This is a genomic window from Miniimonas arenae (assembly GCF_006351005.1).
Taxonomy (GTDB): Bacteria; Actinomycetota; Actinomycetes; order Actinomycetales; family Beutenbergiaceae; genus Miniimonas; species Miniimonas arenae.
The window spans coordinates 1-20153 of record NZ_VENP01000056.1 but is presented as its reverse complement, the minus strand read 5'-3'; the positions used below and the strand labels follow the sequence as shown (position 1 = coordinate 20153).

Below are 20153 nucleotides of genomic sequence, written 5' to 3'. Positions count from 1 at the left end.
TCCACCTACGAGGCCCGCCGGGCCGCTACGCTGCCGACCGCCGCGTAATCACACCCCGTGTCCAACATCCGGGGGTAGGGCCCGAGGGCGCGTACTTGGCCGTGATGACTGGCATCGGTGTGGCCGGTAACGAGCGCGATCGCCACATCCTCGCCGGCGAGGAAGCCGTGACCACCGTCGATCGGCACGGGCTCGGCCCTCCGCGCCATCGTGGTTGGTTCCGGCTGTGCGGTCGGTGGCTGCCGACGGGAGCGGCGCGTGGCGGGCAGGATGTCGGTGAACGTGCTCCCGTCACTCTCATGCACCGTGACCCGTACCGGCACCTGACGTTCGCGGGTGGCGTGGTCGATGATCCGTGCGAACCCAGCCCGCCGCCATGGCCCTGCCCCAACCGGCGGTGTGACCGGCTGGCCGTCGAGGAGAGCGGTCATCGTGCCGTCGGCACGCACATCCAGGACAAGCTGCGGCATCGACACCGGGACGGCGGGAGCGGCAGCATGATGGGGTTGCTTCATGTCCGCCAGGTGCGCCCACACCGCCCGGGACCGAGCCTGTTGTCAGGTGCCTGTCTCTACTATTGCGGGTTCCTCATGTTCCCGCTCTGCCAGCGGTAGAGAGGGAGCAACCCGTTCAGGTCGCGGTGCGGGTGTGCGCGGCGCGGAGCCCGTTGAGGATGACGATGACCTCGGCGATCTCGTGGACCAGCACGACGGCGGCGAGGCCGAGGACGCCGAACAGTGCCAGCGGGAGCAGCCCTGTGATGATCAGCAGTGACAGGATGATGTTCTGGTTGATGATGCGCCTGCCGCGGCGGGCATGGGCGAACGCGCGTGGGATGAGGCGCAGGTCATGGCCGGTGAACGCGACGTCGGCGGACTCGATTGCCGCGTCCGATCCGGTGGCGCCCATTGCGATGCCGATGTCAGCGGCGGCGAGTGCGGGGGCGTCGTTGATGCCGTCCCCGATCATCGCCACAAGCCCGGCTCCGGCCAGCTTGCTGATCGCGTCGGCCTTGTCTTCCGGCCGCAGCTCGGCGCGCACATCCTCGATACCGGCCTGGGCGGCGAGGGCTCGGGCAGTGCGGGTGTTGTCGCCGGTGAGCATCGTTACCGCGACTCCCTGACCGGCGAGGGTGCGGATCACTTCGGGTACTTCCGGGCGCAGCTCGTCGCGTACCCCGATCGCGCCGACCGGCTGATCGCCGCGGTGGATGACCACAACGGTCATTCCCTGCCGCTCCAGTTCCGCTACCTGACTGGCGAGGGCTCCGGGGTCAAGCCATCGGGGGCTGCCGACGGTGATCGTCGCGGCGTCGATGACGCCAGTCATGCCGTGCCCGGCCTGCTCAGACACGTCGACGGCAGCAGGGGCGCAGGGAGCGTTCTGGGTGATCGCGGCGGCGAGCGGGTGGGTGCTGTGCTGTTCCAGCCCGGCCGCCCAGCCGAGCACCTCGGCCTCGGACGCAGTCTCGGTGGTGAGCACGGCGGTGACGGTGGGCTGGTTGCGGGTCAGGGTGCCGGTCTTGTCCACGGCGACGTGGCGGATCACGCCGAAGCGCTCGAAGGCCGCGCCGGACTTGATGATCACCCCGAACTTGCTCGCGGAGCCGATCGCGGCGACCACGGTGAGCGGCACCGAGATCGCCAGCGCACAGGGAGATGCGGCGACCAGCACGACTAGTGCGCGGGTGATCCACAGCTCTGGGTCTCCGAGCAGCGACCCGATCAGTGCGACCAGGGCGGCGAGGATCAGCACGCCGGGCACGAGCGGGCGAGCGATCTGGTCCGCGAGGCGGGCGCGGTCGCCCTTCTCGGCCTGCGCCTGCTCGACCAGCTCCACGATCGTGGTCAGCGAGTTGTCCGTGCCCGCCGCGGTCGCCTCGACCTCCAGTACGCCGGCGGTGCTGATCGCCCCAGCCGACACGGTGTCGCCGGGTTCGACCTCTACCGGGATGGATTCGCCGGTGATCGCTGAGGTGTCCAGGCTGGAGCGTCCTGCGCGCACGACCCCGTCCGTCGCGATCCGCTCACCCGGACGCACCAACAGAAGCTGGCCGACCGCCAGGTCTTTCGCGGCGACCTCGACCGCAGTCCCGCCGCGTCGGATCGTGGCGGTCTCAGGGACGAGTTTCAGCAGTGCCCGCAGGCCGCCGCGGGCGCGGTCCATCGCCTTATCCTCCAAGGCTTCGGCGATCGAGTAGAGGAACGCCAGCGCGGCAGCCTCCTCGATATATCCGAGGAACACCGCACCGATCGCGCTGATCGTCATCAGCAGACTGATCCCGAGCTTGCCCTTCAACACCTTGCGGATCGCGCCCGGCGTGAACGTCGAGGCACCCGCCAAGAGCCCTGCCCAGAACAGCGCCAGGGCGGGAATCTCCGCCCCGGACCACTCACAGATCAGGCCCGCGAGGAGCGCCAGGCCCGAGAACGCCGGCAGCAGGATCTCCCGATCCTTCCACCACGGCCCGTCATGGTCGTCATCGTCGTCGTCCAGATCGACGCCCTCGACCTGTGACCCCGTAACTGCGCTCACGCGCCCGCTCCCGGTTCGCAGCAGCCCGCGACCTGGCAGGCCGGGTTGATGCACGGCGCCTGCTCATCGACGGCGAGCGTCACCTCGACCAGCGCGTTCAGCGCCGCCGCCAGGTGTGGGTCGGCAATCACATACCGCGTCTGTCGGCCCTCCGGCTCGGCCACTACGATGCCGCAATCGCGCAGACAAGTCAGATGGTTCGATACGTTTGAGCGCGTCAGACCCAGGTTCCGCGACAGCACCGCCGGATAGCTCGGCCCCTCCAACAGGCTCATCAGAATCCGAGAACGTGTGGGATCGGCCATCGCCCGGCCCAGCCGGTTCATCACATCCAACCTCGAAGCAATAGTCAGCATGTGGTGACTATACAGCGAAAGCTGAATGAATGATGCGCACGCCCAGGGCAAGGGCATGGTCTCGCCCAGCTTGCCTGTTCCACAACCATCCCGGGAGTGCGCCACCTCCACCTAGCCCGAGACCGGCGGTGAGTAGTCAGGCTCCCGAGCTTTCCGAACGAGAAGCCCGGAACCTGGGCGGCTTCGCCGGGGTCCATCTGCTGCCAACCGGGAATGTCGAGCAGCCCGCGCGGGCTCGGGTAGTTGGGACCGTCCGGGCCGCCAAAGAACGCGCGGGCCTGGTAGTTGGAGTCCATGAGTTCTGCGACGGTGCCCCAGCCGGATTGCGGGCGCATCTGGAAGAGGCCGAGGGAGTCGTGGTCGCCGCCGTTGCCGTCGTTGGGGTAGTTCGCCGATTCGGGGTAGGCGCCGGTGTTCGTGAGCATCCGCAACGTTGACTCGGTGAGCGCTGCCATCAGCGCGACCTTGACGCCGGGACGGCCACCCCCTCGATTCCACCGCCGACGGTGATGATGGTGGCCGCGTGGGTGAGCTGCTGACGATTGAGCGTGAAGGTCTCGCCGTTCGCGGTGGTCACTCGGAGTTGGTCGGGGATGTTCCCGACGATGATCCCGGTACCAGCCCCAGTCGCGCACGCGGCAGCGGCGGGGTTCATCAGTACCGCAACGCTCAGCAGCAGGATCGTCGGCCCGAACAGCATCAGGATCACCGCGGTGATGGCCGTCTTCTTCATCATCGGTCCCGCCGGCTATCGAAGAGGGTTGTCGAGCTGGGAGAGCCGCAGCAGATGACAAGACGATCCGGTGGGGCAGGCGAGAAACACCGTGAAGGCGACCTCGTGCTCACTGGTGACGGGCTGGCCCTGCCACAGGCCGGAACGGTGCCGAATGCCCTCGACCGTGATCGCGGTCGCACCGTCTGGGAGCTGGCCTGGCCGGGCCTGCGTCACGGCGTCAGCCCAGGCATCCGGGACGAACAGGCTGGTGACGTCGAGGTACTGGAGCGTGGCCCACCTGCGCAGCTCTATCCACGCTTCCCGCGAGGGCAGGTAGCCCGAGATGTCGGAGGCCAGTCCGGCCTGCTCGTGCCCGCTCGGATCGCCCACCGCCAACACGACGGAGGTGTAGTCCAGCGGCATCAGGCCCGACCCGGTGTCCCACGCGAACAGCGCCTCCGCGACGTTGCGGGCGAACCGCTCCGGGTCGCGGGTCGTTGGGATCGTGGGCAGCGTGTCCGGAACCTGGTGAGGATCACCTGGCGAGGCAGACGATGACGGCGCTGGCGCGTCGGGCGGTGCCTGGGTGCGCGGGCCGGAGAGAAGGCCGTAGACGCCGACCCCGGTGAGGATCACGAGCAGCGCGGCGGAGACGGCGATCACGATCAGTCGCCGGCGGGAAAGGGTATCTGTCGGACTCATGCCGAGCAGGTGCGCCTGCCCGACCAGCCTGTGTGGACGCTGCTAGGAGTCTAGCGCGCGCAGGTGTCGCACCGGCTCCACAGCGCCGTCGCCGTCTTCGGCCGTCTGTTGGCGGGCGCGGGCGGCGTCGAGCGCGGCGGCGAACTCGCTGGTGCCGTCCGCGATCATCAGGAACATTTCCACTTCACCGGCAGCCAGGGCATCGGCGAGGGTATCGGGGTCGTAGTGAGTCCACCATCCGTCCAACTCGCTCCAGATCACGACGAAGGAGCGGGTCGTCCACACCGGGGTTGCCGCCACCGCAGGGGTGCGTCGTTTCGTCTTCGAGCCCGCCTGCTTGGCGCGGGCGAGTGCTCCTTGCGCCATCGCCTCCAAGTCCACCGCACCCGGTGCGTCGGCCAGGAGTTCGCGGACGCGGGTGAAGACCGGATGCACGGGGCCACCGGCCTCGATGTCTGCCAGGCCTTGCGCGATCTCAGCGCGCGCCTCGGCGGGCAGGTCTTCGCGCATCGCGGCCTGCTGGACGTACTCGATCTTGTCGAGCGTCTTGTACGAGCCGGCACCGGGGATCATCGCTGCTGCCTGTTGACGGGTTTCGCCCGACGGCGTGGACGGTGCCGGAAACTTTCCGCCACCGTTGCCGTCGGCCGGTTCGCCCGTCGCTCCGGGCTGGTAGCCGCTGCTGAACCGGGTGGCGGCCTGCCGTGCGGCGGCGTCCTCGGCAAGCAACTCCTTCAGCTCCCGGTAGAGCGTGGTGGCTTCCAGCGGGGTCAGCGGCTTGTGGAGCACGTTGTCGTCCTGCTCGGCCAACAGGTGCCCGAGCCGATCCGAGATACCGGACCGCACCCACACGTTGACGGTGCGCCAGCCGAGTTGCTGGATCGCGGCCAGCCGGCGCCGCCCGCACACCAGCACCCCGTCAGGGGTGATCGTCGGGGGTTGCAGCAGGCCGTCGCGGGGTGATGGACGCCGCCAGCGCATCGAGGTCGCCCAAGTCGGTGCGATGCCGGTGGCCAATGACGATGGAGTCGACCGATCGTTTGAGCTCGATCCGCCCATCGCCGCTCATGATCGTCCACTCCCTGGAGCGGCGAGGGCGACGGTGAGCACTAGGTCGTCATCATGCAACAGGACCGGTAGCGTTTCGCCGATCAGCAGGCGCAGCAAGATGCCCCGGCCTGCCGTGGTCGCGGACATGCCAGGAGCTTGGTTGCCCAGCAGAGTCTTCAGCAGCGCTGACCATGCCTCGCCGTCGAGGTCGAGCAGGGCTTGGGCGTGCCGGTCGCGGCGCAGTACCTCGAACGCGGACTGCCGTGATCCCGCCCGTGCAAGCGCTTGGCAGACATGCTCGACCCCGGCCCGCGCGGCAGCGGCAGGCCAGCCGAGCAGCGTCATGAACGCGATCGCGTCCTCCACGGCCGAGACCGCCGACGTGTGGCCTTCAGCACTGTGTTCGTCGTCGGGCGTCGTGTCGGTGGTGTGGAAAGCGGAGTGGTAGTCATCGAGCGGGTTGTCGCGCTCCGAAAGGCGCTCGGCGTCATGGAAGACCGAGACGTGCGGGCGTCGGGCCTGGTGCACCGAGCAGAGCAGGCCCTGGGCGCGTTCCTCAAAGATGCAGGTAATCCGGACGGCGTGCGTCACCACACCCCAGGGATCGACGGCCTCCCGCGCCGAACGGGTGCGCATCACATCGAACGCGGCGGTCGCGGCCTCCCACGGATCAAGGCCGTGCTTCCTGGCCAGGGCCTCGTACTTCTCCGCAGCGAAGGCCATCAGACGTGCCGCGACGGGATCAGTGCGCCACGCATCCGGCCCCGCTTCGTGGAGCCGTCGCAACAAGGCGCGCAGTCCCTCGCCCGTGGTGAAGTCCTCTGTGCCGCCCTCGTCGGCGGTCATCGTGCGTGTGGTCATCTCGGCACCTCCTGGCAAGCAGGTGCGCATCGCCTCCCAAACTGGGGCGATACCGATGACGAACGTGATGGTGTGCATGATGGATCACCCCCGATCAGGTCCTTTCCAGGCCACGCTGCTCAACGGCGGGCTCGCCTCGCCCGAAGGCAGACAACGGGGCAAGCCGCCGCACGCGCGAAGCCGACGCCTTGGCCCCGGCGACGATCCCCGACCGGGCGCGCTGCGCGAGTCCGGTCTGGAAGTCGATGCCGCTGCGCGCCAACGCTCCACTCGCCCGCGAAAGCAAGTCGGAAGGGCGCACCCAGTCCACCCCCCGCGCCGGCCGCTCAACCTCCAACTCCTTCGTGTCCCTGCTCCCACGGTCGACATCGGCGGCCTGCACCGCCTCCGGCGCGGAGGCTCCGCCCTCAGCGGTCAGATCGCGGCGTGGAGCGGCCGGAGGCTCGGGGTCCGGCGTGGTGTGCTGGTCAATGGTCATCGTTCTCTCCTGTCTTCGGGAATCTCAGAAGCGTCGGTGGCAAACCAACGCCCCACGGTGGACGGATGCACCGTCAACTCTTGGGGGATGCGCTTGTTCGACCACCCCTCGCCCCGCAGCCGTGCCGCCTCCGCCCGCTGCGAGACCCGCTCCACAGGCGAGACGGCCCTACGCGCAGACTCCTCGACGCTCGACTCTGCAACCTGCTCGTCAGCCTCACCTGCGGTGTTGAGTGGTAGTAGCTCGGCGATAGCGAGCGGATGCGCAGTAGCCGGTGCGTCTGGTTCCGGCACGGGGCCAGCTCTGGTGGAGCGGATGAGCACGACTGTCAGGTGGGTGCTGGCCAGCAGCACGACCGGAGGCACGGCCGCGACCGACGCGGCGAGTAGCGCGGGGACATCGGCATCCGCTGTCACGATCGCGTGAATCGCGTTCGCAGCGACCGACACCAAGGCTCCGCAGATCAGCAGCGCCCACGGGTACCACGCAGCCCGCCGACCATCCAGCGCGACGACTGCGACCGTGGACACCACGATCAGACCGTCCACCAGCAGCGGCCATATCCATGCCTGTCCGGACGAGATGCCCGAGCGACGCGCCAGATCAGCCAACGCCGTGAACGACAACCAGAACGCTCCGGCAGCGATCAGCACAGTTCCAGACGCCGCCGAGACCACGGCCCAACGGCTACCACCCGCTCCAACAAGTCTGGTCACGGCAGCCCCCGCACTATCGCGGCCGGCGAGTCTGCGACCGAGACCGCGAACTCCTCCGTATCGACGGCCGCAATGCCCGAACTGACATGGCCATCGTTGACGGTGCGGTAGGCCGACCGGACCGTCCGTGCGGCTTCGCGCTCACCGAGGCCAGCACTCATCGCCGCGCGGGTCAGCACATCAAACGCCTCCGCCTGCCCGACCCCCCGTTCGGCCAACTTGCACGCGCCCCAGAACAAACCATGATTACGTTCGTTCTCCGGCCGACGCGCCACCCACTCGGCGATCCGCCGCACGTCCAACTCACCGTTGCCTCGATAGGAACGTGGGCGCGGGGGCCGGGGCGGATCGAGAAAGTCCCGCAGCATCGTCGCATCTAGCGCCTTGCCCGGCGCCTCGCTGACAGCGGTCATCTGGTACAGCGTCAACTCGCCGTTGACAGCCCGGCGTGAAGGTGGCGCGATGATGTAGCCACCGTCACCTCGGAAGTCGATCCCGGCCAGGCCCGCCTGCCACGACCGTTGCTCGGCACTTTGGTGAGTCGGGTAGTAGGCGTGCAGCCCGCCCGAGGGCGACCGGACGATCACCTCCCACCCCGAGAGAAGGCCCGCCTCCTTGGCTCGGCGGCAGGCCGCGAATCCGTTGACGCCATGAACATCGACATCCACCACGACCACCCCAGATGGCCGACCGGTCGGGACGCCGATGTTCGCCTGCGGGAACCGTCGCCACCACTGACGCACCTGAGCGAGATTCGTGGTTGCGTCGTGGAACCCGTGCTCGGTGATCGGATGCTTGCCGCCTGGCGCGCACGGGAACACCGGAACACCGGCCCCCGCGAATCCGGCGGCAGCCACCGAGAGCGGCGTCGCCAGGCCCATCTCGTTGATCGCCGCCGTCAAGCGGCCCGGGCCAGACATCACAGCCCCCGACCCGCAAACACGGTCACGGGCTCGATCTCGGGCTCGACCACCGGCACGCTCGGCACCGTGGGCCGCTCGCGTCCCGCATCCGTCCCAGGTGCCACCCGATCAGACAGCTCCCGGCTGAGGCCGGGTGGAGCGCCGTTGGCGACCTGGAAGGTGTCGAGCTGGTCGAGGATGCCCAACGCGGTCTTGCGCACCCGCTCCCCGGTGGCCTTGATGACCTCCGCCGGTTCGGTGTCCTTGACCGAGGACGCCCACCCCGCCACATACGGGATCGTGTAACCGCTGGTGTCCAGGCCGTGCGCGGCACCGATCATCAACGCGACCGATTCGGCCTCCACTTCCCGGATGCCGCGGTGCTGCCGGGCTTCCTCATCGGTCGTGTCGTGCATCAGCACATGTGCCAGCTCATGCACCAGCGTGGCCACCTGGTTCACCTCGGTCACGTCGGTTCGCACCGACACCTGCCGCGTCGTGTAGTCCGTCAGGCCGTCTGCGCCGCCGATCTGCCCGGCATCCGGCACCCGCACGACCTCGAACCCCAGCGCCTCAACCTGGGCCGCCAGGCCGTCCCACAGCCCGGCCGGTGCTTCGCCGTCCAGCAGCTTCGGCGCGGGAGTCTCGGGGATCGGATCACCCTCGGTCTGCGTCACGTCCCACACGTAGGCGGGCCGGGCGCCTACCATTCGGGTGCGCACGACCTCGTTGACCTTGTGCTTCTCCCGTGGCCCCAACCTGTGCCACGACGACGGATCAGCCGGGTTGGATGAGGCGAACCGGCCGGTCACCGGGGCAAAGATCATGTAGCCCTGCTGGCCCTTCTGCACCTGACGGCCGAGCTGCTGCCACTGCCGGTACCCGGCCACATGAGACGGCACCGGGTTCGGCACCTTGCCGGCCTCGAACGCTGCCTCGTGCTGGACCCAGATCAGCAGCGTGTTGTTGAACGAGCGCGACCGGAACCGGGCCGCGAACTCCAACGCCCGCACCCAGTCTTCGGCGGAAACCAGCGCCTCCACGGTGGTAGCGAGTGTGTCGTGGAGGTATTCGAGTTTTGCTTCGCGGGCGGCACGCCCCTCGTCGTTGGTCACCATGATTTGCGTCCTTCAGCCGGCGCTGCCTCCGGGATGGAGGCGGTGTCCGGAAGGTGCGCCAAGGCAACCCGGAGGGGACGGTCAGCAACACAGAGAAGGGGTGCCGAGAGTCGTGGCGGCAGGGAACCTGGCGTCATCCCTGCCTATCCGACGCGTGGACCAGGCGGCGAGACGGCGGGCGTCACATTGGCGCGATACCGACGCTACGCGTCGTGATCCCGACCACGCACCATCTGCCGGTACCCTTCGGGTGTCATTCCCGTTGACATCGCGAACACTGACCGAGCGTGGCTCCGGCTCCGCCAACCTACGGCTCTGCTCATTTCGCCGACTGTCATCTCGGTGTCACGAAGCATTCGGGCCATCTCCTTGGTGCGCAACAGGCCCAGGAAGGTGATCGGGGACACGCCCAGCGACTCGGCGAACACTCGCTGTAGTTGCCGCACCGATAGATGTGCCGTCGTGGCCATCTCCGCGACGAGCCAACGGTGGGCTAGATCACACTGGATGGCGTTGCGGACCTGCAGCACCTCGCTGCGCACGGGCCGCGTGGCGGTGCGACGGGCCACCATCGCTGCGATCCCGTGTGTCAGGGTTCGTAGCGACGGCGCCGGGCTCCACGGCAACAACTGCCCGAGCAGGTGCAAGACCTCGGCAAAGGCGGCCTGCATCCGATGGAACTCTCTCATTGTCTGCGCCCGCTCGATCTCATCGATTCTCGCGGCGAAGGTGGCTGCCAGCGGGCCGTTCAGACGGATCATGATTGCGCCCGTTCCGAACGCGCGTTGCATCACGGTCTCGGCTGCCGTCCGGTCCTGCAACACATCGGCGTAGCGCCAGTACACCTGATCCATTACGTAGTCTTTGTCGGCAAAGATTGTCGAGGTCGTTGCCGTCCCGTCCGGCGCTCCACCGATAGCAAAGCCTGAGCCCACCAGCATCAGATCGCCCATGCGGAACCGACGCTCGCCCCAGTCACCGGTGATAGTCCCTGAGCCCTCGCGGGCTAGCAGGAACTTCACACAGTCATATACCTCCGGCGCTACAGGGTGCGCGTAGTGGCCGGTCTCGACGCGCACCGGCCACCGAACCACGCCGCTCGCTGCGCTGTCGATCTCACCGCTGCTGGCCCCATGGCTCATCCCCAGCGAGCTCACTCTTCGAAGGTTCCGGAAGCTAACGCACCAGCTTCGTCGCGCGGATGATCGCTGAGTGCATGTCATCGGCGACTTGGTGGGTGAACTCGACGGTAGGGTCGGTGAATCCGGCTGCGGCGAGGCCCTGAAGGTATTCACTCTTGGAGAGCGCGCCGGCGATGCACCCCACGTATGAACCGCGCTCGGCTCGTTCGGCCGGGGTGAGATGGTCTTCGGCGACGACATCGGAGATGCCGATTCTTCCGCCGGGAGCGAGCACACGGAACATCTCCGCCAGGGCGGCCGGCTTGTCTGTGGACAGGTTGATGACGCAGTTGGAGATCACGACGTCGACTGCGCCGTCGGGTAGGGGTACATCCTCAATAGTGCCTTTGAGGAACTCGACGTTGGTCGCTCCGGCGTTCGCGGCGTTGGTGCGTGCCAGGTCGAGCATCTCGTCGGTCATGTCAACGCCGTAGGCGAATCCGGACTGGCCGACACGGCGTGCGGAGAGCAGGACATCGATTCCGCCCCCGGAACCGAGGTCTAGGACGCGCTCGCCCTCGCACAGCGCTGCGACCGTGGTTGGGTTGCCACATCCCAGACTCGCCTCGATCGCCTCCAGCGGCAACTCGGCAGCCTCCGTCGCGTCGTAGAGCCCGGCCCCGAAGCCACCGATGTCAGCGCTGGGATTGCCGCAGCAAGAAGCGGGTGAGCAGCAGGTACTGTCCGCCAGCAGGTCGGTGTTGTGAGCGCCGGCGCGGACTGCCGTTGCGGCTTGCGCGTAGCGGAGGCGTACCTGCTCACGGACAGCGTGACCGGCGTCCCGGTCCGAGGCGGTGGAGAGCTGGCGAAGTTGGTTCACACCCACGGGAGGGGTGTCGCTGTAGGGCACGACGGCGACCCGGCCGGTCTGCGCCTGGGCCTCTCGCAGAGGTGTTTGTTCGGCGTTGATCCGTTCGGCCAGCAGGGGGCTGGTGGTGTCGGTCGGGGTGAGGGAGCGGTTGACGATCCATCCCCAGGTGGTGATGTTGGCTCGGGTGAGGTCGGCGGCCAGGCCGGTGGCTTCGAGGACGGGGGTGGTCTCGGGCAGCGTGACGACGATGACGCTGGTGTTGTCGGGGTCCTGGAGTCGGGCCAGTGGCGTGAGCCCTGCCTGCTCGGGCAGGTTGCGGACGACCTCGCGGTGGTAGGAGCCGGTGGCGTCCATGAGGAGCAGGGTGTGCCCGGTGGGGGCGGTGTCCATGACCACGAACCGGTGGGCGGATTGCTCGACGGCGGCGGCGAAGGCCTGGAAGACGGCCACCTCTTCGGTGCAGGGCGAGCGCAGGTCCTCGGCGAGGTTGGCCCGACCGTCGGCGTCCAGGCCCGCGCCCTTGGTGTCCATGACGTGGCGCCTATAGTCGGCCACGGCCTGGACGGGATCGATACTGGAGACCTCGAAGGGCGCCGCTTCGCCGACCGTCCAGGCGAGATGCGCGGCCGGGTCGGTGGTGGTCAGCAGCACGTCCTTGCCGCGGTCGGACAAACCGACGGCGATCGCCGCAGCCATCGTCGTCTTCCCGACGCCGCCTTTCCCCACGACCATCACCAAGCCGTGATCCTTGGCCGCCAGCTGCGCGATCGTCGCGGCCAGAGAGTCCGACGAGCCGGCGGGGGCGTTGGCGCGCGGTGCGGCTAACGCCGGGGTGTGGTCCGGGGCCTCGGAGAGCAGCGTGGTGAGGGCGTCGAGGCCCATCACGTCGCGGGAGCGCAGCGGGAGCCGGTCGATCGTCAGCCCGGCGAGGTTGACGGGCATGGCGGCGATGGCGGCAGTCTCCTCGGCGCGGATCGCGTCGGCCAGGACATCGGAGATGGGTTCGCTGGGGAGGATGCCGTTGATGACCAGGTGGGTGGCGTGGACGCCGGCTTCGGCGAGTTCGTCGGCGGTGCGGGACGCCTCGGCCAGCGATGAGGTCTGTGGGCGGGCGACCAGGCCCAGTCTCGTCACGGACGGGTCGGCCAGGGCGGTGAGCGCGTCGGCGTAGGTGGTGCGGGTCTTGTCGAGGCCGGCCATCGGACCGAGGCAGGACGCATCGCCGAGCCCGTCTTCGAGGAAGGAGGTCCATTCGCCGGGGAGCTTGAGCAGCCGGACGGTGTGGCCGGTCGGGGCGGTGTCGAAGACGATGTGGTCGTAGCCTCGCGCGATGTCGTTGCCGGCCAGGAAGGCGGTGAACTCGTTGAACGAGGCGATCTCGGTGGTACAGGACCCGGAGAGCTGCTCGGTGACGTCGGCGAGGTCCTTGACCGAGAGGAAGTCCCGGATCGGGGCGAGTGCGCGTTGGCGGTACTCCTCGGCGGCGGCCTCGGGGTCGATCTCCAGCGCGTCGAGCCCGGCAACGCCGACAATCGGGGTGATCGCGTACCCGACCCGCTGGTCGAAGACCTGGCCGACATTCGAGGCCGGGTCGGTGGAGACCAGCAGGACCCTGTTGCCCCGGCGGGCGAGGTCGACCGCGGCGGCGCAGGCGATGCTCGTCTTCCCGACACCGCCCTTCCCGGTCAGGAACAGGAACCTCGGCAGGTTGTGCAGCAGCTCGATCATCTCCGATCAGCCCTACGCCTGAGAACCGGACTGGATGGTCACCGACTGGTCCGAACCGCAGCATCCCGACGACACCGGGGCCTCGTCGCCACAGCACACCGACGCTGCCGGGGTGGGCGTGGCGCTACCGCAGCACCCGGTCGCCGTGTTCTCGGCGGGCGCCTCGACGCCGGCGATCCGGGCCAGCTCGGCGCGGGAGGGGTAGCGTCCGGTGGCAACCGTCACGTCGTCAGCCACGATCAGCGGCAGCCCGGACGCGCCGACCTTCTGCACGAACGCCCGCGCGACGGCGCTGTCAGCGAACGCGGCGGGGTCCTGGGCCAGGTTCGCCCGGCGCACCGACACACCTTGCCGGGTAAGCCAGTCGAGGTCGGCGGTGAAGTCGACCAGCGCCTGGTCGGGGTCGGGGCCACACACCCCGGTGTTGCAGCACAACGGGCCTTCGAAGACCTGGATCATGAGGACGCCTCTCTCGGATTGATGTTCGTCAATATGAAGGCTAGGGCTCATATCGACGTCTGTCAATCTGAGGTGGTAAGCTGGCGCGCATGGTTCAGCACCTCCCGATCATCGACTGCGCCCCACAGGGCGCGTCGGCGCTCGCCGACGAGGAGGCCGAGCGGGTCGCCGCCACCTTCAAGGCACTCTCCGATCCGGTCCGGGTCAAGCTGCTGCATCACATCTCGGCGAACTGCTGCTCCAGCGTGTGCGCCTGTCACATGCCCGACAGTCTTGGCATCAGCCAGCCAACCCTCTCCTACCATCTGGCCCGGCTGGTCAAGGCCGGGCTCATCAGCCGGGAGATGCGCCACAAGTGGGCGCACTACCACGCCACGCCGCAGGGCCTGGCGACCGTGCGAGCGTTCCTCGCCGGACTGCCGGACCCGGACAACTGCTCGGCGGACCCGTCGATCACCTGCTGACCCACCAGGCCCACGACAACCCTCCCGACCGACTCCGCCTCGAAAGCCGCGACGCCGCGGGGGCCAGCCTGCCCGTGGCGTCCGAACAGCACCCGCCGCCGCTCCCGGGTTGCATCTTGCTTCGATCTCCTTCAATATAGATACATGTCGATGCAAGATGTGGAACTAGTGATCGTCGGGTCCGGCCCAGCCGGATACACCGCAGCTATCTACGCCGCGCGAGCAGGCCTCGCGCCGGTCGTCCTGGCTGGATCGGTGACGGCCGGCGGAGCGCTGATGACGACCACGGAGGTCGAAAACTTCCCCGGATTCACCGACGGCATCCAAGGCCCCGAGCTGATGGAAGCGATGCGCGCCCAGGCAGAGCGCTTCGGCGCCCGCATCATCTATGACGACGCGACCTGTCTTGCACTCACCGAATCCACGAAGGTCATCGAGACCAGCAGCAGCGGAACCTTCCAGGCGCGCGCCGTGATTCTGGCGATGGGGTCCGCATATCGCAAGCTCGGTCTCCCTGAGGAAGCGCGACTCTCGGGACATGGCCTGTCATGGTGCGCGACCTGCGACGGCTTCTTCTTCCGTGACCGGGAAATCGCGGTCATCGGCGGTGGCGATTCCGCAATGGAAGAAGCACTGTTCTTGACGCGCTTCGCTGCCAAGGTCACGCTCGTCCACCGGCGCGGCGAGTTCCGGGCGTCCCGGATCATGGCCGAGCGGGCATTGGCCGACCCCAAGATCGATGTCGTATGGAACAGCGAGGTGGCCGCGATCCTCGGCGAGGCGAACGTCACCGGTCTGCGCCTGCGCGACACGGTCACAGGCACCGAAAGAGTGCTGGATGTGGCGGGCACTTTCGTCGCAATCGGGCACGACCCGCGCTCCGAGCTTGTCGCCGACCAGGTGTCCACCGACGCCGAGGGGTACGTCATCGTGGCCCATCCAACGACACGCACCAACGTGGCCGGCGTGTTCGCCGCCGGTGACCTGGTGGATCACAACTACCGGCAGGCGATCACGGCCGCTGGCACCGGCTGCGCCTCTGCCTTGGACGCGCAGCACTATCTGTCGACTCTCGATCTGCCCACCCAGATCGAGAGTCCCACTCTGGAGGTTTCCGCATGAGTATCACCCCCGTCACCGACGCCACGTTTGTCAGCGAAGTGCTCGAATCAGAGCTTCCGGTCGTAGTTGATATCTGGGCTGCGTGGTGTGGCCCATGCAAGGCCATCGCTCCGATCCTGGAGCACTTGGCCGCCGAGTACGCGGGCCGGGTCAAGATCGTCAAGATCGACGCGGACGCCAATCCCGAGACCGTGACCACAGCTGGTGTCACCTCGATCCCCACTCTTTCCTTCTACCGCGACGGCGAGCGGGTCGACATGCTGATCGGCGCGCACCCAAAGCCGTCCATCGCCGCGAAGATCGACGGACTCCTGGCATGACCGCGACCGCAACGGCGTCCACACGCGCCACTCCGAAGCGCCTGTCCGCCCTCGACCGTTGGCTGCCGCTGTGGATCGGACTGGCGATGATCGCAGGCCTCCTACTCGGTCGTCTCGTCCCCGCCGTCTCCGATGTGCTCGCTCGCCTGGAGGTGGGAGGCATCTCGGTACCGATCGGGCTGGGGCTGCTCGTGATGATGTACCCCGTGCTCGCAAAGGTCCGCTACGACAAGATCGCGGCCGTCACGGGCGACAAGCGCCTCCTCGTCTCATCCCTGGTGCTGAACTGGATCCTCGGCCCGGCAGTCATGTTCGCCCTCGCCTGGCTGTTCCTGCCTGATCTGCCGGAGTACCGAACGGGGCTCATCATCGTGGGACTGGCCCGCTGCATCGCGATGGTCGTGATCTGGAACGACCTGGCCTGCGGCGACCGAGAGGCCACCGCCGTGCTGGTTGCGATCAACTCCATCTTCCAGGTCGTCGCGTTCTCGCTGCTCGGCTGGTTCTACCTCACCGTACTGCCCGGCTGGCTCGGCCTCGATACCCAAGGTCTGGAAGTGTCAGTGGGGCAGATCGCGCTGAACGTCCTGGTCTTCCTTGGCGTCCCGCTCATCGCAGGGTTCGCCTCGCGGTGGATCGGCGAGAAGCGCCGGGGACGCGACTGGTACGAGAACCGATTCCTCCCCAGGGTCGGGCCGTGGGCGCTCTATGGGTTGCTGTTCACCATCGTGCTGCTCTTCGCACTCCAAGGCGAAGCGATCACATCCAGTCCGTTCGATGTCGCCCGGATCGCCCTGCCGCTACTGGTCTACTTCGCGCTGATGTGGTTCGTCGGGCTCTTGCTCGGCGAGGGTCTCGGACTGGGCTATGCCCGCTCCACCACACTGGCGTTCACGGCGGCGGGCAACAACTTCGAACTCGCCATCGCGGTCGCGATCGGCACCTTCGGCGCGGCATCTGGACAGGTTCTCGCAGGGGTCGTCGGCCCGCTTATCGAAGTTCCCGTGCTCGTCGGCCTCGTCTACGTCTCGCTGTGGGCCGCACGCGCCTGGTTCCACACCGACCCCTACGCTCCGGACACCGCTACGGCCGACCTGAGGAGGACACCATGACCGAAACACCCACAACGGTCGAGACGTGCGCACCTGCCGAGGCCCACGCAATCGGCCTCGATGCGGCCACCACCGTGGCCAACGCGCTGAAGGCGCTGGCCGATCCGCTCCGGCTCCGGATGCTCTCGGCCATCGCCACCGACCCGCGCGGCGAGTCCTGCGTCTGCGACCTCGCCGAACTCGCCGACGTCTCCCAACCCACCGTCTCCCACCACCTGAAGGTCCTGAAGGACACCGGCCTGCTCAGCTCCCAACGGCGTGGCACCTGGGTGTACTACCGCATCGTCGCCACCCGACACGCGGCCGTCACGGCCCTCCTGGACGGCTTCGCGTCCACCGTCACCGCCAGCCCCGCCGAGGACCGGCCCGAGTCGCCGCGCGAGGTCGACGCGCACGTCATCGATCGCCTCGCCGAAGAACTGGCCGACGAATACGACACGCTGAGTCGTGACCTGGTGGTGACCATGGTGCGGGAGTCCTACGCCGGCCTCCTCCGGTCCGCGAAGATCGCCCGACACCTGGTGCCGCTCACCGAGCGCTTCGCCCGCCAGCGCCTCACCGACCTCACCCGCGACCGCGAGACGGGTGTGCCGCAGGTGCTGTTCGTGTGCGTACAGAACGCCGGCCGCTCCCAGCTCGCGGCCGCGCTGGTCAACCAGATGGCCGACGGCAAGGTCGTCGCCCGCTCCGCCGGGTCACGACCGGCACCAGACGTCCACCCGCACGTGCGCTCGCTACTCACCCAGATCGAGGGCGAGGACGCCGCCACCGCGCGGTTCCCCAAGCCGCTTACCGACGACGCGGTCCGCGCCGCCGATGTCGTCATCACCATGGGCTGCGGCGACGTGTGCCCGATCATCCCCGGCGTCCGCTACGAGGACTGGGCGGTCGGAGACCCAGCCCTCGCCTCCATCGAAGGCGTCGAAGCCATCCGCGACGACATCTCCGCCCGCGTCCGCACCCTGCTCGACTCCCTCACCACCCACTAACGAAAGAGACTCGACCATGACCGACACCAAGCCGTCCGTGCTGTTCGTCTGCATCCACAACGCCGGCCGTTCCCAGATGGCAGCCGGCTACCTCCGCCACCTCGCCGGCGACCGCATCGAGGTCCGCTCCGCCGGCTCCATGCCCGCCGACCAGATCAACCCCATCGCCGTCGAAGCCATGCGTGAAGAGGGCATCGACATCACCGCAGAGCAGCCCAAGGTGCTCACGCCCGAGGCTGTCCAGGCCTCGGATGTGGTGATCACGATGGGGTGCGGCGACGCCTGCCCCTACTACCCGGGCAAGCGCTACGAGGACTGGAAGCTCGACGACCCCGCCGGGCAGGGCATCGACGCGGTCCGGCCGATCCGCGACGACATCCGCGCCCGTATTGAGGGACTGATCGCCTCTCTCGCCGGCTAGGGATCGTCCGCTCCCGTTGGCGGGCAGCAGCGTGCAAGGAAGTCGCCCAGCACCTCCAGCTGGTCACTGATCCGGCTCGGGTCCGCCCGATACCGCACCTGCTTGCCCGCCCGCGTTGAGGTCACCAGACCCCCCTGCCTCAGGATCGTCAACTGCTCCGAGGCGGTGGACTGCCCGATCCCACACCTCTCAGCGATCTCACCGACCGTCAGTGCCGCGCTGGTGGCGAACTCCTGCATGATCTGCTGTCGCGTCTCGCTGGCCAGCGCCTTCAGGAACGCCTGCGTCTCCGCCAGGAACAACGAACCACTCATGACCTCATCCTAGTCTCATATCGTCATTTCGGGAAACAACGATATGATGCGAGCATGGACACGACCACGACAGACACATTGGTGATCGGCGGCGGGCAGGCCGGCCTAGCCGCCGCTCACCACCTCGGCAGAGCGGGAACTGCGTCGATGATCCTCGACGCCTCCACCTCGCCTGCCGGATCATGGCCTCGGTACTACGACTCGCTGACGCTGTTCTCGCCCGCCCGGTTCTCGCAGCTGCCCGGCCTCCGGTTCCCAGGCGACCTGGATCGGTATCCGCATCGCGATGAGGTCGTGGACTACCTCACCCGCTATGCATCTCGGTTGGACGCGGACATCCGATACCAACGACGAGTCACGTCGCTGACCCAGACAGCGAACGGACTCGCGGCGCGGGGCGACGGGTTCGAAGTGCGAGCGCACCGCGTCATTGTTGCGTCAGGAAGCTTCGACGCTCCTTACACCCCACCGATCCCCGGCATCGACGCTTTCGGCGGGCGCGTTCTGCACGTGGCGCAGTACCGCAGCCCCGGGGAGTTCGCGGGGGCTCGGATCGCGATATTCGGTGCTGGCAACTCCGCAGTACAGATCGCTGCCGAACTTGGGACAGTGGCTCGGGTGAACATGTACTCACGTCACCCGATCCGATGGCAACGACAGCGCATCCTGGGCAAAGACCTCCATTGGTGGCTTGTCCGTACAGGCCTCGACCGAGCAGGAGTTCTCGACTCACTCTTTCCGGTGACGACGCCGGTACTGGACGACGGTCGCTACCGCGCAGCCCTTCGACGCGCAGCGGTCGGATGGAACCCGATGCCCGTTCGCATCCAAGACGGACGACTCGTAGGTGTGGACGGGCGGCGCCGCGAGGCCGATGTGCTGCTCTTCGCCACCGGGTATCGACCGAGCGTTTCGTTTCTCGCAAGCACCCCAGTGCTCGACTCCACGGGTCTACCCCGGCACCGAGCAGGCATCTCTACGACGATGCCCGGACTCGGATTCGTCGGCCTCGAACACCAGCGTTCCTTTGCCTCAGCGACTCTGCGCGGAGTTGGTCGCGATGCCCAGGCCGTTGTCAGCCGCCTCATGCCGCGCCCACACAATGACCACGCAGCATCGACCTGACGGCCAGACTCGCTTGAAGCGGAAGAACACCGTTGCCGAGGGCGGTGATCTGCTGGTTCGGAGTAAGCCCATGGACGGCGTTGCTGACCCAACCATCAGGCAAGCCCATCAGCCACTCAACGAACGCCGGTGACGGTCGCGGCCCGGTGTCGTCGCTCAGGAGCGCGGGTGCTGGGGCTGGCCGTCCGGTGACGTGTTCCCATCGGGCGATGGCGTGGGTGTAGCGTCCCCAACGGTGAAGATGTCCTCGATCAGGTTCCACAGCGTCTCCGCTTCGTCGTTCTTGTTCTGAGAGCCAGTTGGTCCGTTGAGTGCCAGGTCGATGATCTGGTGTGATAGGGCGATTGTTCCGCGCCTCGCCCGTACTTGGTCCAGTGATTCGCCGCCTCGGGTCGAGTCGGTCGCGAGCGGCGTCCGGAACAGAGCGCCAGGCGAGGATGAAGATGCGGAGCCTGGGGTGAGGAGCGCCGACAAGGGATGCCGGTAGGCCGATCCATCGCGCATCCAGCCCGAGGTCGGCCAGATCGCCCAGTACGGCGCTTATGCGAACTTCCACATAAGCGCCGTTATGCCGACCTGGTGGTTATGTGGCTCTTCGGACATCTGGTGGGGATCAGGGGGTGAGTCCGCCGGCGGCGAGGAGCATGCGTAGGCGGTAGTTGGTGCGGTTGCGG

21 protein-coding genes and 1 pseudogene are annotated in these 20153 nt (G+C 67.7%); 7 read left to right on the top strand and 15 right to left on the bottom strand.

Translation table 11 applies throughout. The features are described from left to right. Positions 1-5: 5 nt before the first annotated feature. From FH969_RS12490 to arsD, 14 genes and pseudogenes are all read right to left on the bottom strand, one after another. A complete protein-coding gene (locus FH969_RS12490) occupies positions 6-515 on the bottom strand; it encodes a hypothetical protein (protein WP_199916518.1) in 510 nt (169 codons plus the stop codon). A gap of 115 nt (positions 516-630) precedes the next feature. Next, complete coding sequence (locus tag FH969_RS12485; protein ID WP_246071921.1) at positions 631-2535, bottom strand: heavy metal translocating P-type ATPase; 1905 nt, start codon at positions 2533-2535, stop codon at positions 631-633. Further along, positions 2532-2891 (bottom strand): Cd(II)/Pb(II)-sensing metalloregulatory transcriptional regulator CmtR, encoded by a 360-nt coding sequence (gene cmtR, locus FH969_RS12480; protein WP_108717769.1) that lies wholly within the window; start codon positions 2889-2891, stop codon positions 2532-2534. Before cmtR ends, FH969_RS12485 begins: the two co-directional genes overlap by 4 nt. A 173-nt stretch (positions 2892-3064) precedes the next feature. Further along, positions 3065-3627: pseudogene (locus FH969_RS12475) on the bottom strand (M23 family metallopeptidase); the annotation flags it as partial. 12 nt (positions 3628-3639) lie between these two features. Then, a complete protein-coding gene (locus tag FH969_RS12470) occupies positions 3640-4308 on the bottom strand; it encodes a hypothetical protein (protein ID WP_108717768.1) in 669 nt (222 codons plus the stop codon). Positions 4309-4350: 42 nt separating this feature from the next. After that, positions 4351-5325, bottom strand: coding sequence for a ParB N-terminal domain-containing protein (locus FH969_RS12465; protein WP_342777032.1), 975 nt, complete (start codon positions 5323-5325; stop codon positions 4351-4353). A 48-nt stretch (positions 5326-5373) separates the two neighbouring features. Beyond that, complete coding sequence (locus tag FH969_RS12460; protein WP_108719935.1) at positions 5374-6219, bottom strand: hypothetical protein; 846 nt, start codon at positions 6217-6219, stop codon at positions 5374-5376. 94 nt (positions 6220-6313) lie between these two features. Next, a complete protein-coding gene (locus tag FH969_RS12455; RefSeq protein WP_108717767.1) occupies positions 6314-6697 on the bottom strand; it encodes a hypothetical protein in 384 nt (127 codons plus the stop codon). Continuing rightward, positions 6694-7374, bottom strand: coding sequence for a DUF2637 domain-containing protein (locus tag FH969_RS12450; protein WP_108717766.1), 681 nt, complete (start codon positions 7372-7374; stop codon positions 6694-6696). The genes FH969_RS12455 and FH969_RS12450 overlap by 4 nt, the downstream gene beginning before the upstream one ends. Positions 7375-7409: 35 nt before the next feature. After that, positions 7410-8315 (bottom strand): bifunctional DNA primase/polymerase, encoded by a 906-nt coding sequence (locus FH969_RS12445; RefSeq protein WP_234417700.1) that lies wholly within the window; start codon positions 8313-8315, stop codon positions 7410-7412. A 17-nt stretch (positions 8316-8332) separates the two neighbouring features. Continuing rightward, a complete protein-coding gene (locus FH969_RS12440; RefSeq protein ID WP_108717765.1) occupies positions 8333-9433 on the bottom strand; it encodes an ArdC-like ssDNA-binding domain-containing protein in 1101 nt (366 codons plus the stop codon). A gap of 203 nt (positions 9434-9636) precedes the next feature. Continuing rightward, positions 9637-10575, bottom strand: coding sequence for a helix-turn-helix domain-containing protein (locus FH969_RS12435; protein WP_180359789.1), 939 nt, complete (start codon positions 10573-10575; stop codon positions 9637-9639). A 34-nt stretch (positions 10576-10609) separates the two neighbouring features. Then, a complete protein-coding gene (gene arsA / locus FH969_RS12430) occupies positions 10610-13153 on the bottom strand; it encodes an arsenical pump-driving ATPase (RefSeq protein WP_180359788.1) in 2544 nt (847 codons plus the stop codon). A gap of 12 nt (positions 13154-13165) precedes the next feature. Next, complete coding sequence (gene arsD, locus FH969_RS12425; protein ID WP_108717763.1) at positions 13166-13612, bottom strand: arsenite efflux transporter metallochaperone ArsD; 447 nt, start codon at positions 13610-13612, stop codon at positions 13166-13168. 89 nt (positions 13613-13701) lie between these two features. Between arsD and FH969_RS12420 the strand changes: the two genes are divergently transcribed. The 6 genes from FH969_RS12420 (at position 13702) to FH969_RS12395 (ending at position 18040) form a co-directional block, all read left to right on the top strand. Then, positions 13702-14076: an ArsR/SmtB family transcription factor gene (locus FH969_RS12420; RefSeq protein WP_073185969.1), complete on the top strand. Its 375-nt coding sequence runs from the start codon at positions 13702-13704 to the stop codon at positions 14074-14076. Positions 14077-14220: 144 nt separating this feature from the next. Beyond that, positions 14221-15198, top strand: a complete 978-nt coding sequence (trxB, locus tag FH969_RS12415) for a thioredoxin-disulfide reductase (RefSeq protein ID WP_108717762.1) — start codon at positions 14221-14223, stop codon at positions 15196-15198. Next, on the top strand, positions 15195-15518 hold the full coding sequence (gene trxA, locus FH969_RS12410; protein WP_108717761.1) for a thioredoxin: 324 nt from the start codon (positions 15195-15197) through the stop codon (positions 15516-15518). Before trxB ends, trxA begins: the two co-directional genes overlap by 4 nt. Further along, entirely contained in the window at positions 15515-16630 is a 1116-nt protein-coding gene (gene arsB / locus FH969_RS12405; protein WP_180359787.1) for an ACR3 family arsenite efflux transporter, read from the top strand. The genes trxA and arsB overlap by 4 nt, the downstream gene beginning before the upstream one ends. Further along, a complete protein-coding gene (locus FH969_RS12400) occupies positions 16627-17619 on the top strand; it encodes a metalloregulator ArsR/SmtB family transcription factor (protein ID WP_108717760.1) in 993 nt (330 codons plus the stop codon). The genes arsB and FH969_RS12400 overlap by 4 nt, the downstream gene beginning before the upstream one ends. A gap of 16 nt (positions 17620-17635) precedes the next feature. Further along, positions 17636-18040: an arsenate reductase ArsC gene (locus tag FH969_RS12395; RefSeq protein ID WP_108717759.1), complete on the top strand. Its 405-nt coding sequence runs from the start codon at positions 17636-17638 to the stop codon at positions 18038-18040. Here FH969_RS12395 and FH969_RS12390 read toward each other — a convergent pair. Continuing rightward, positions 18037-18354, bottom strand: a complete 318-nt coding sequence (locus FH969_RS12390; protein ID WP_108717758.1) for an ArsR/SmtB family transcription factor — start codon at positions 18352-18354, stop codon at positions 18037-18039. The two genes, FH969_RS12395 and FH969_RS12390, sit on opposite strands and share 4 nt — an antisense overlap. Positions 18355-18408: 54 nt before the next feature. Here FH969_RS12390 and FH969_RS12385 point away from each other — a divergent pair, with 54 nt between their 5' ends. Continuing rightward, positions 18409-19479 (top strand): flavin-containing monooxygenase, encoded by a 1071-nt coding sequence (locus FH969_RS12385; protein ID WP_108717757.1) that lies wholly within the window; start codon positions 18409-18411, stop codon positions 19477-19479. Positions 19480-20153: the final 674 nt, after the last annotated feature.

Coding starts and splice junctions, on each gene's coding strand:
- FH969_RS12490 (WP_199916518.1), bottom strand. CDS start 515: ATGAAGCAACCCCATCATGCTGCCGCTCCCGCCGTCCCGGTGTCGATG.
- cmtR (WP_108717769.1), bottom strand. CDS start 2,891: ATGCTGACTATTGCTTCGAGGTTGGATGTGATGAACCGGCTGGGCCGG.
- FH969_RS12470 (WP_108717768.1), bottom strand. CDS start 4,308: ATGAGTCCGACAGATACCCTTTCCCGCCGGCGACTGATCGTGATCGCC.
- FH969_RS12460 (WP_108719935.1), bottom strand. CDS start 6,219: ATGACCACACGCACGATGACCGCCGACGAGGGCGGCACAGAGGACTTC.
- FH969_RS12455 (WP_108717767.1), bottom strand. CDS start 6,697: ATGACCATTGACCAGCACACCACGCCGGACCCCGAGCCTCCGGCCGCT.
- FH969_RS12440 (WP_108717765.1), bottom strand. CDS start 9,433: ATGGTGACCAACGACGAGGGGCGTGCCGCCCGCGAAGCAAAACTCGAA.
- FH969_RS12435 (WP_180359789.1), bottom strand. CDS start 10,575: ATGAGCCATGGGGCCAGCAGCGGTGAGATCGACAGCGCAGCGAGCGGC.
- arsA (WP_180359788.1), bottom strand. CDS start 13,153: ATGATCGAGCTGCTGCACAACCTGCCGAGGTTCCTGTTCCTGACCGGG.
- arsD (WP_108717763.1), bottom strand. CDS start 13,612: ATGATCCAGGTCTTCGAAGGCCCGTTGTGCTGCAACACCGGGGTGTGT.
- FH969_RS12420 (WP_073185969.1), top strand. CDS start 13,702: ATGGTTCAGCACCTCCCGATCATCGACTGCGCCCCACAGGGCGCGTCG.
- trxB (WP_108717762.1), top strand. CDS start 14,221: ATGTCGATGCAAGATGTGGAACTAGTGATCGTCGGGTCCGGCCCAGCC.
- trxA (WP_108717761.1), top strand. CDS start 15,195: ATGAGTATCACCCCCGTCACCGACGCCACGTTTGTCAGCGAAGTGCTC.
- arsB (WP_180359787.1), top strand. CDS start 15,515: ATGACCGCGACCGCAACGGCGTCCACACGCGCCACTCCGAAGCGCCTG.
- FH969_RS12400 (WP_108717760.1), top strand. CDS start 16,627: ATGACCGAAACACCCACAACGGTCGAGACGTGCGCACCTGCCGAGGCC.
- FH969_RS12395 (WP_108717759.1), top strand. CDS start 17,636: ATGACCGACACCAAGCCGTCCGTGCTGTTCGTCTGCATCCACAACGCC.
- FH969_RS12390 (WP_108717758.1), bottom strand. CDS start 18,354: ATGAGTGGTTCGTTGTTCCTGGCGGAGACGCAGGCGTTCCTGAAGGCG.
- FH969_RS12385 (WP_108717757.1), top strand. CDS start 18,409: ATGGACACGACCACGACAGACACATTGGTGATCGGCGGCGGGCAGGCC.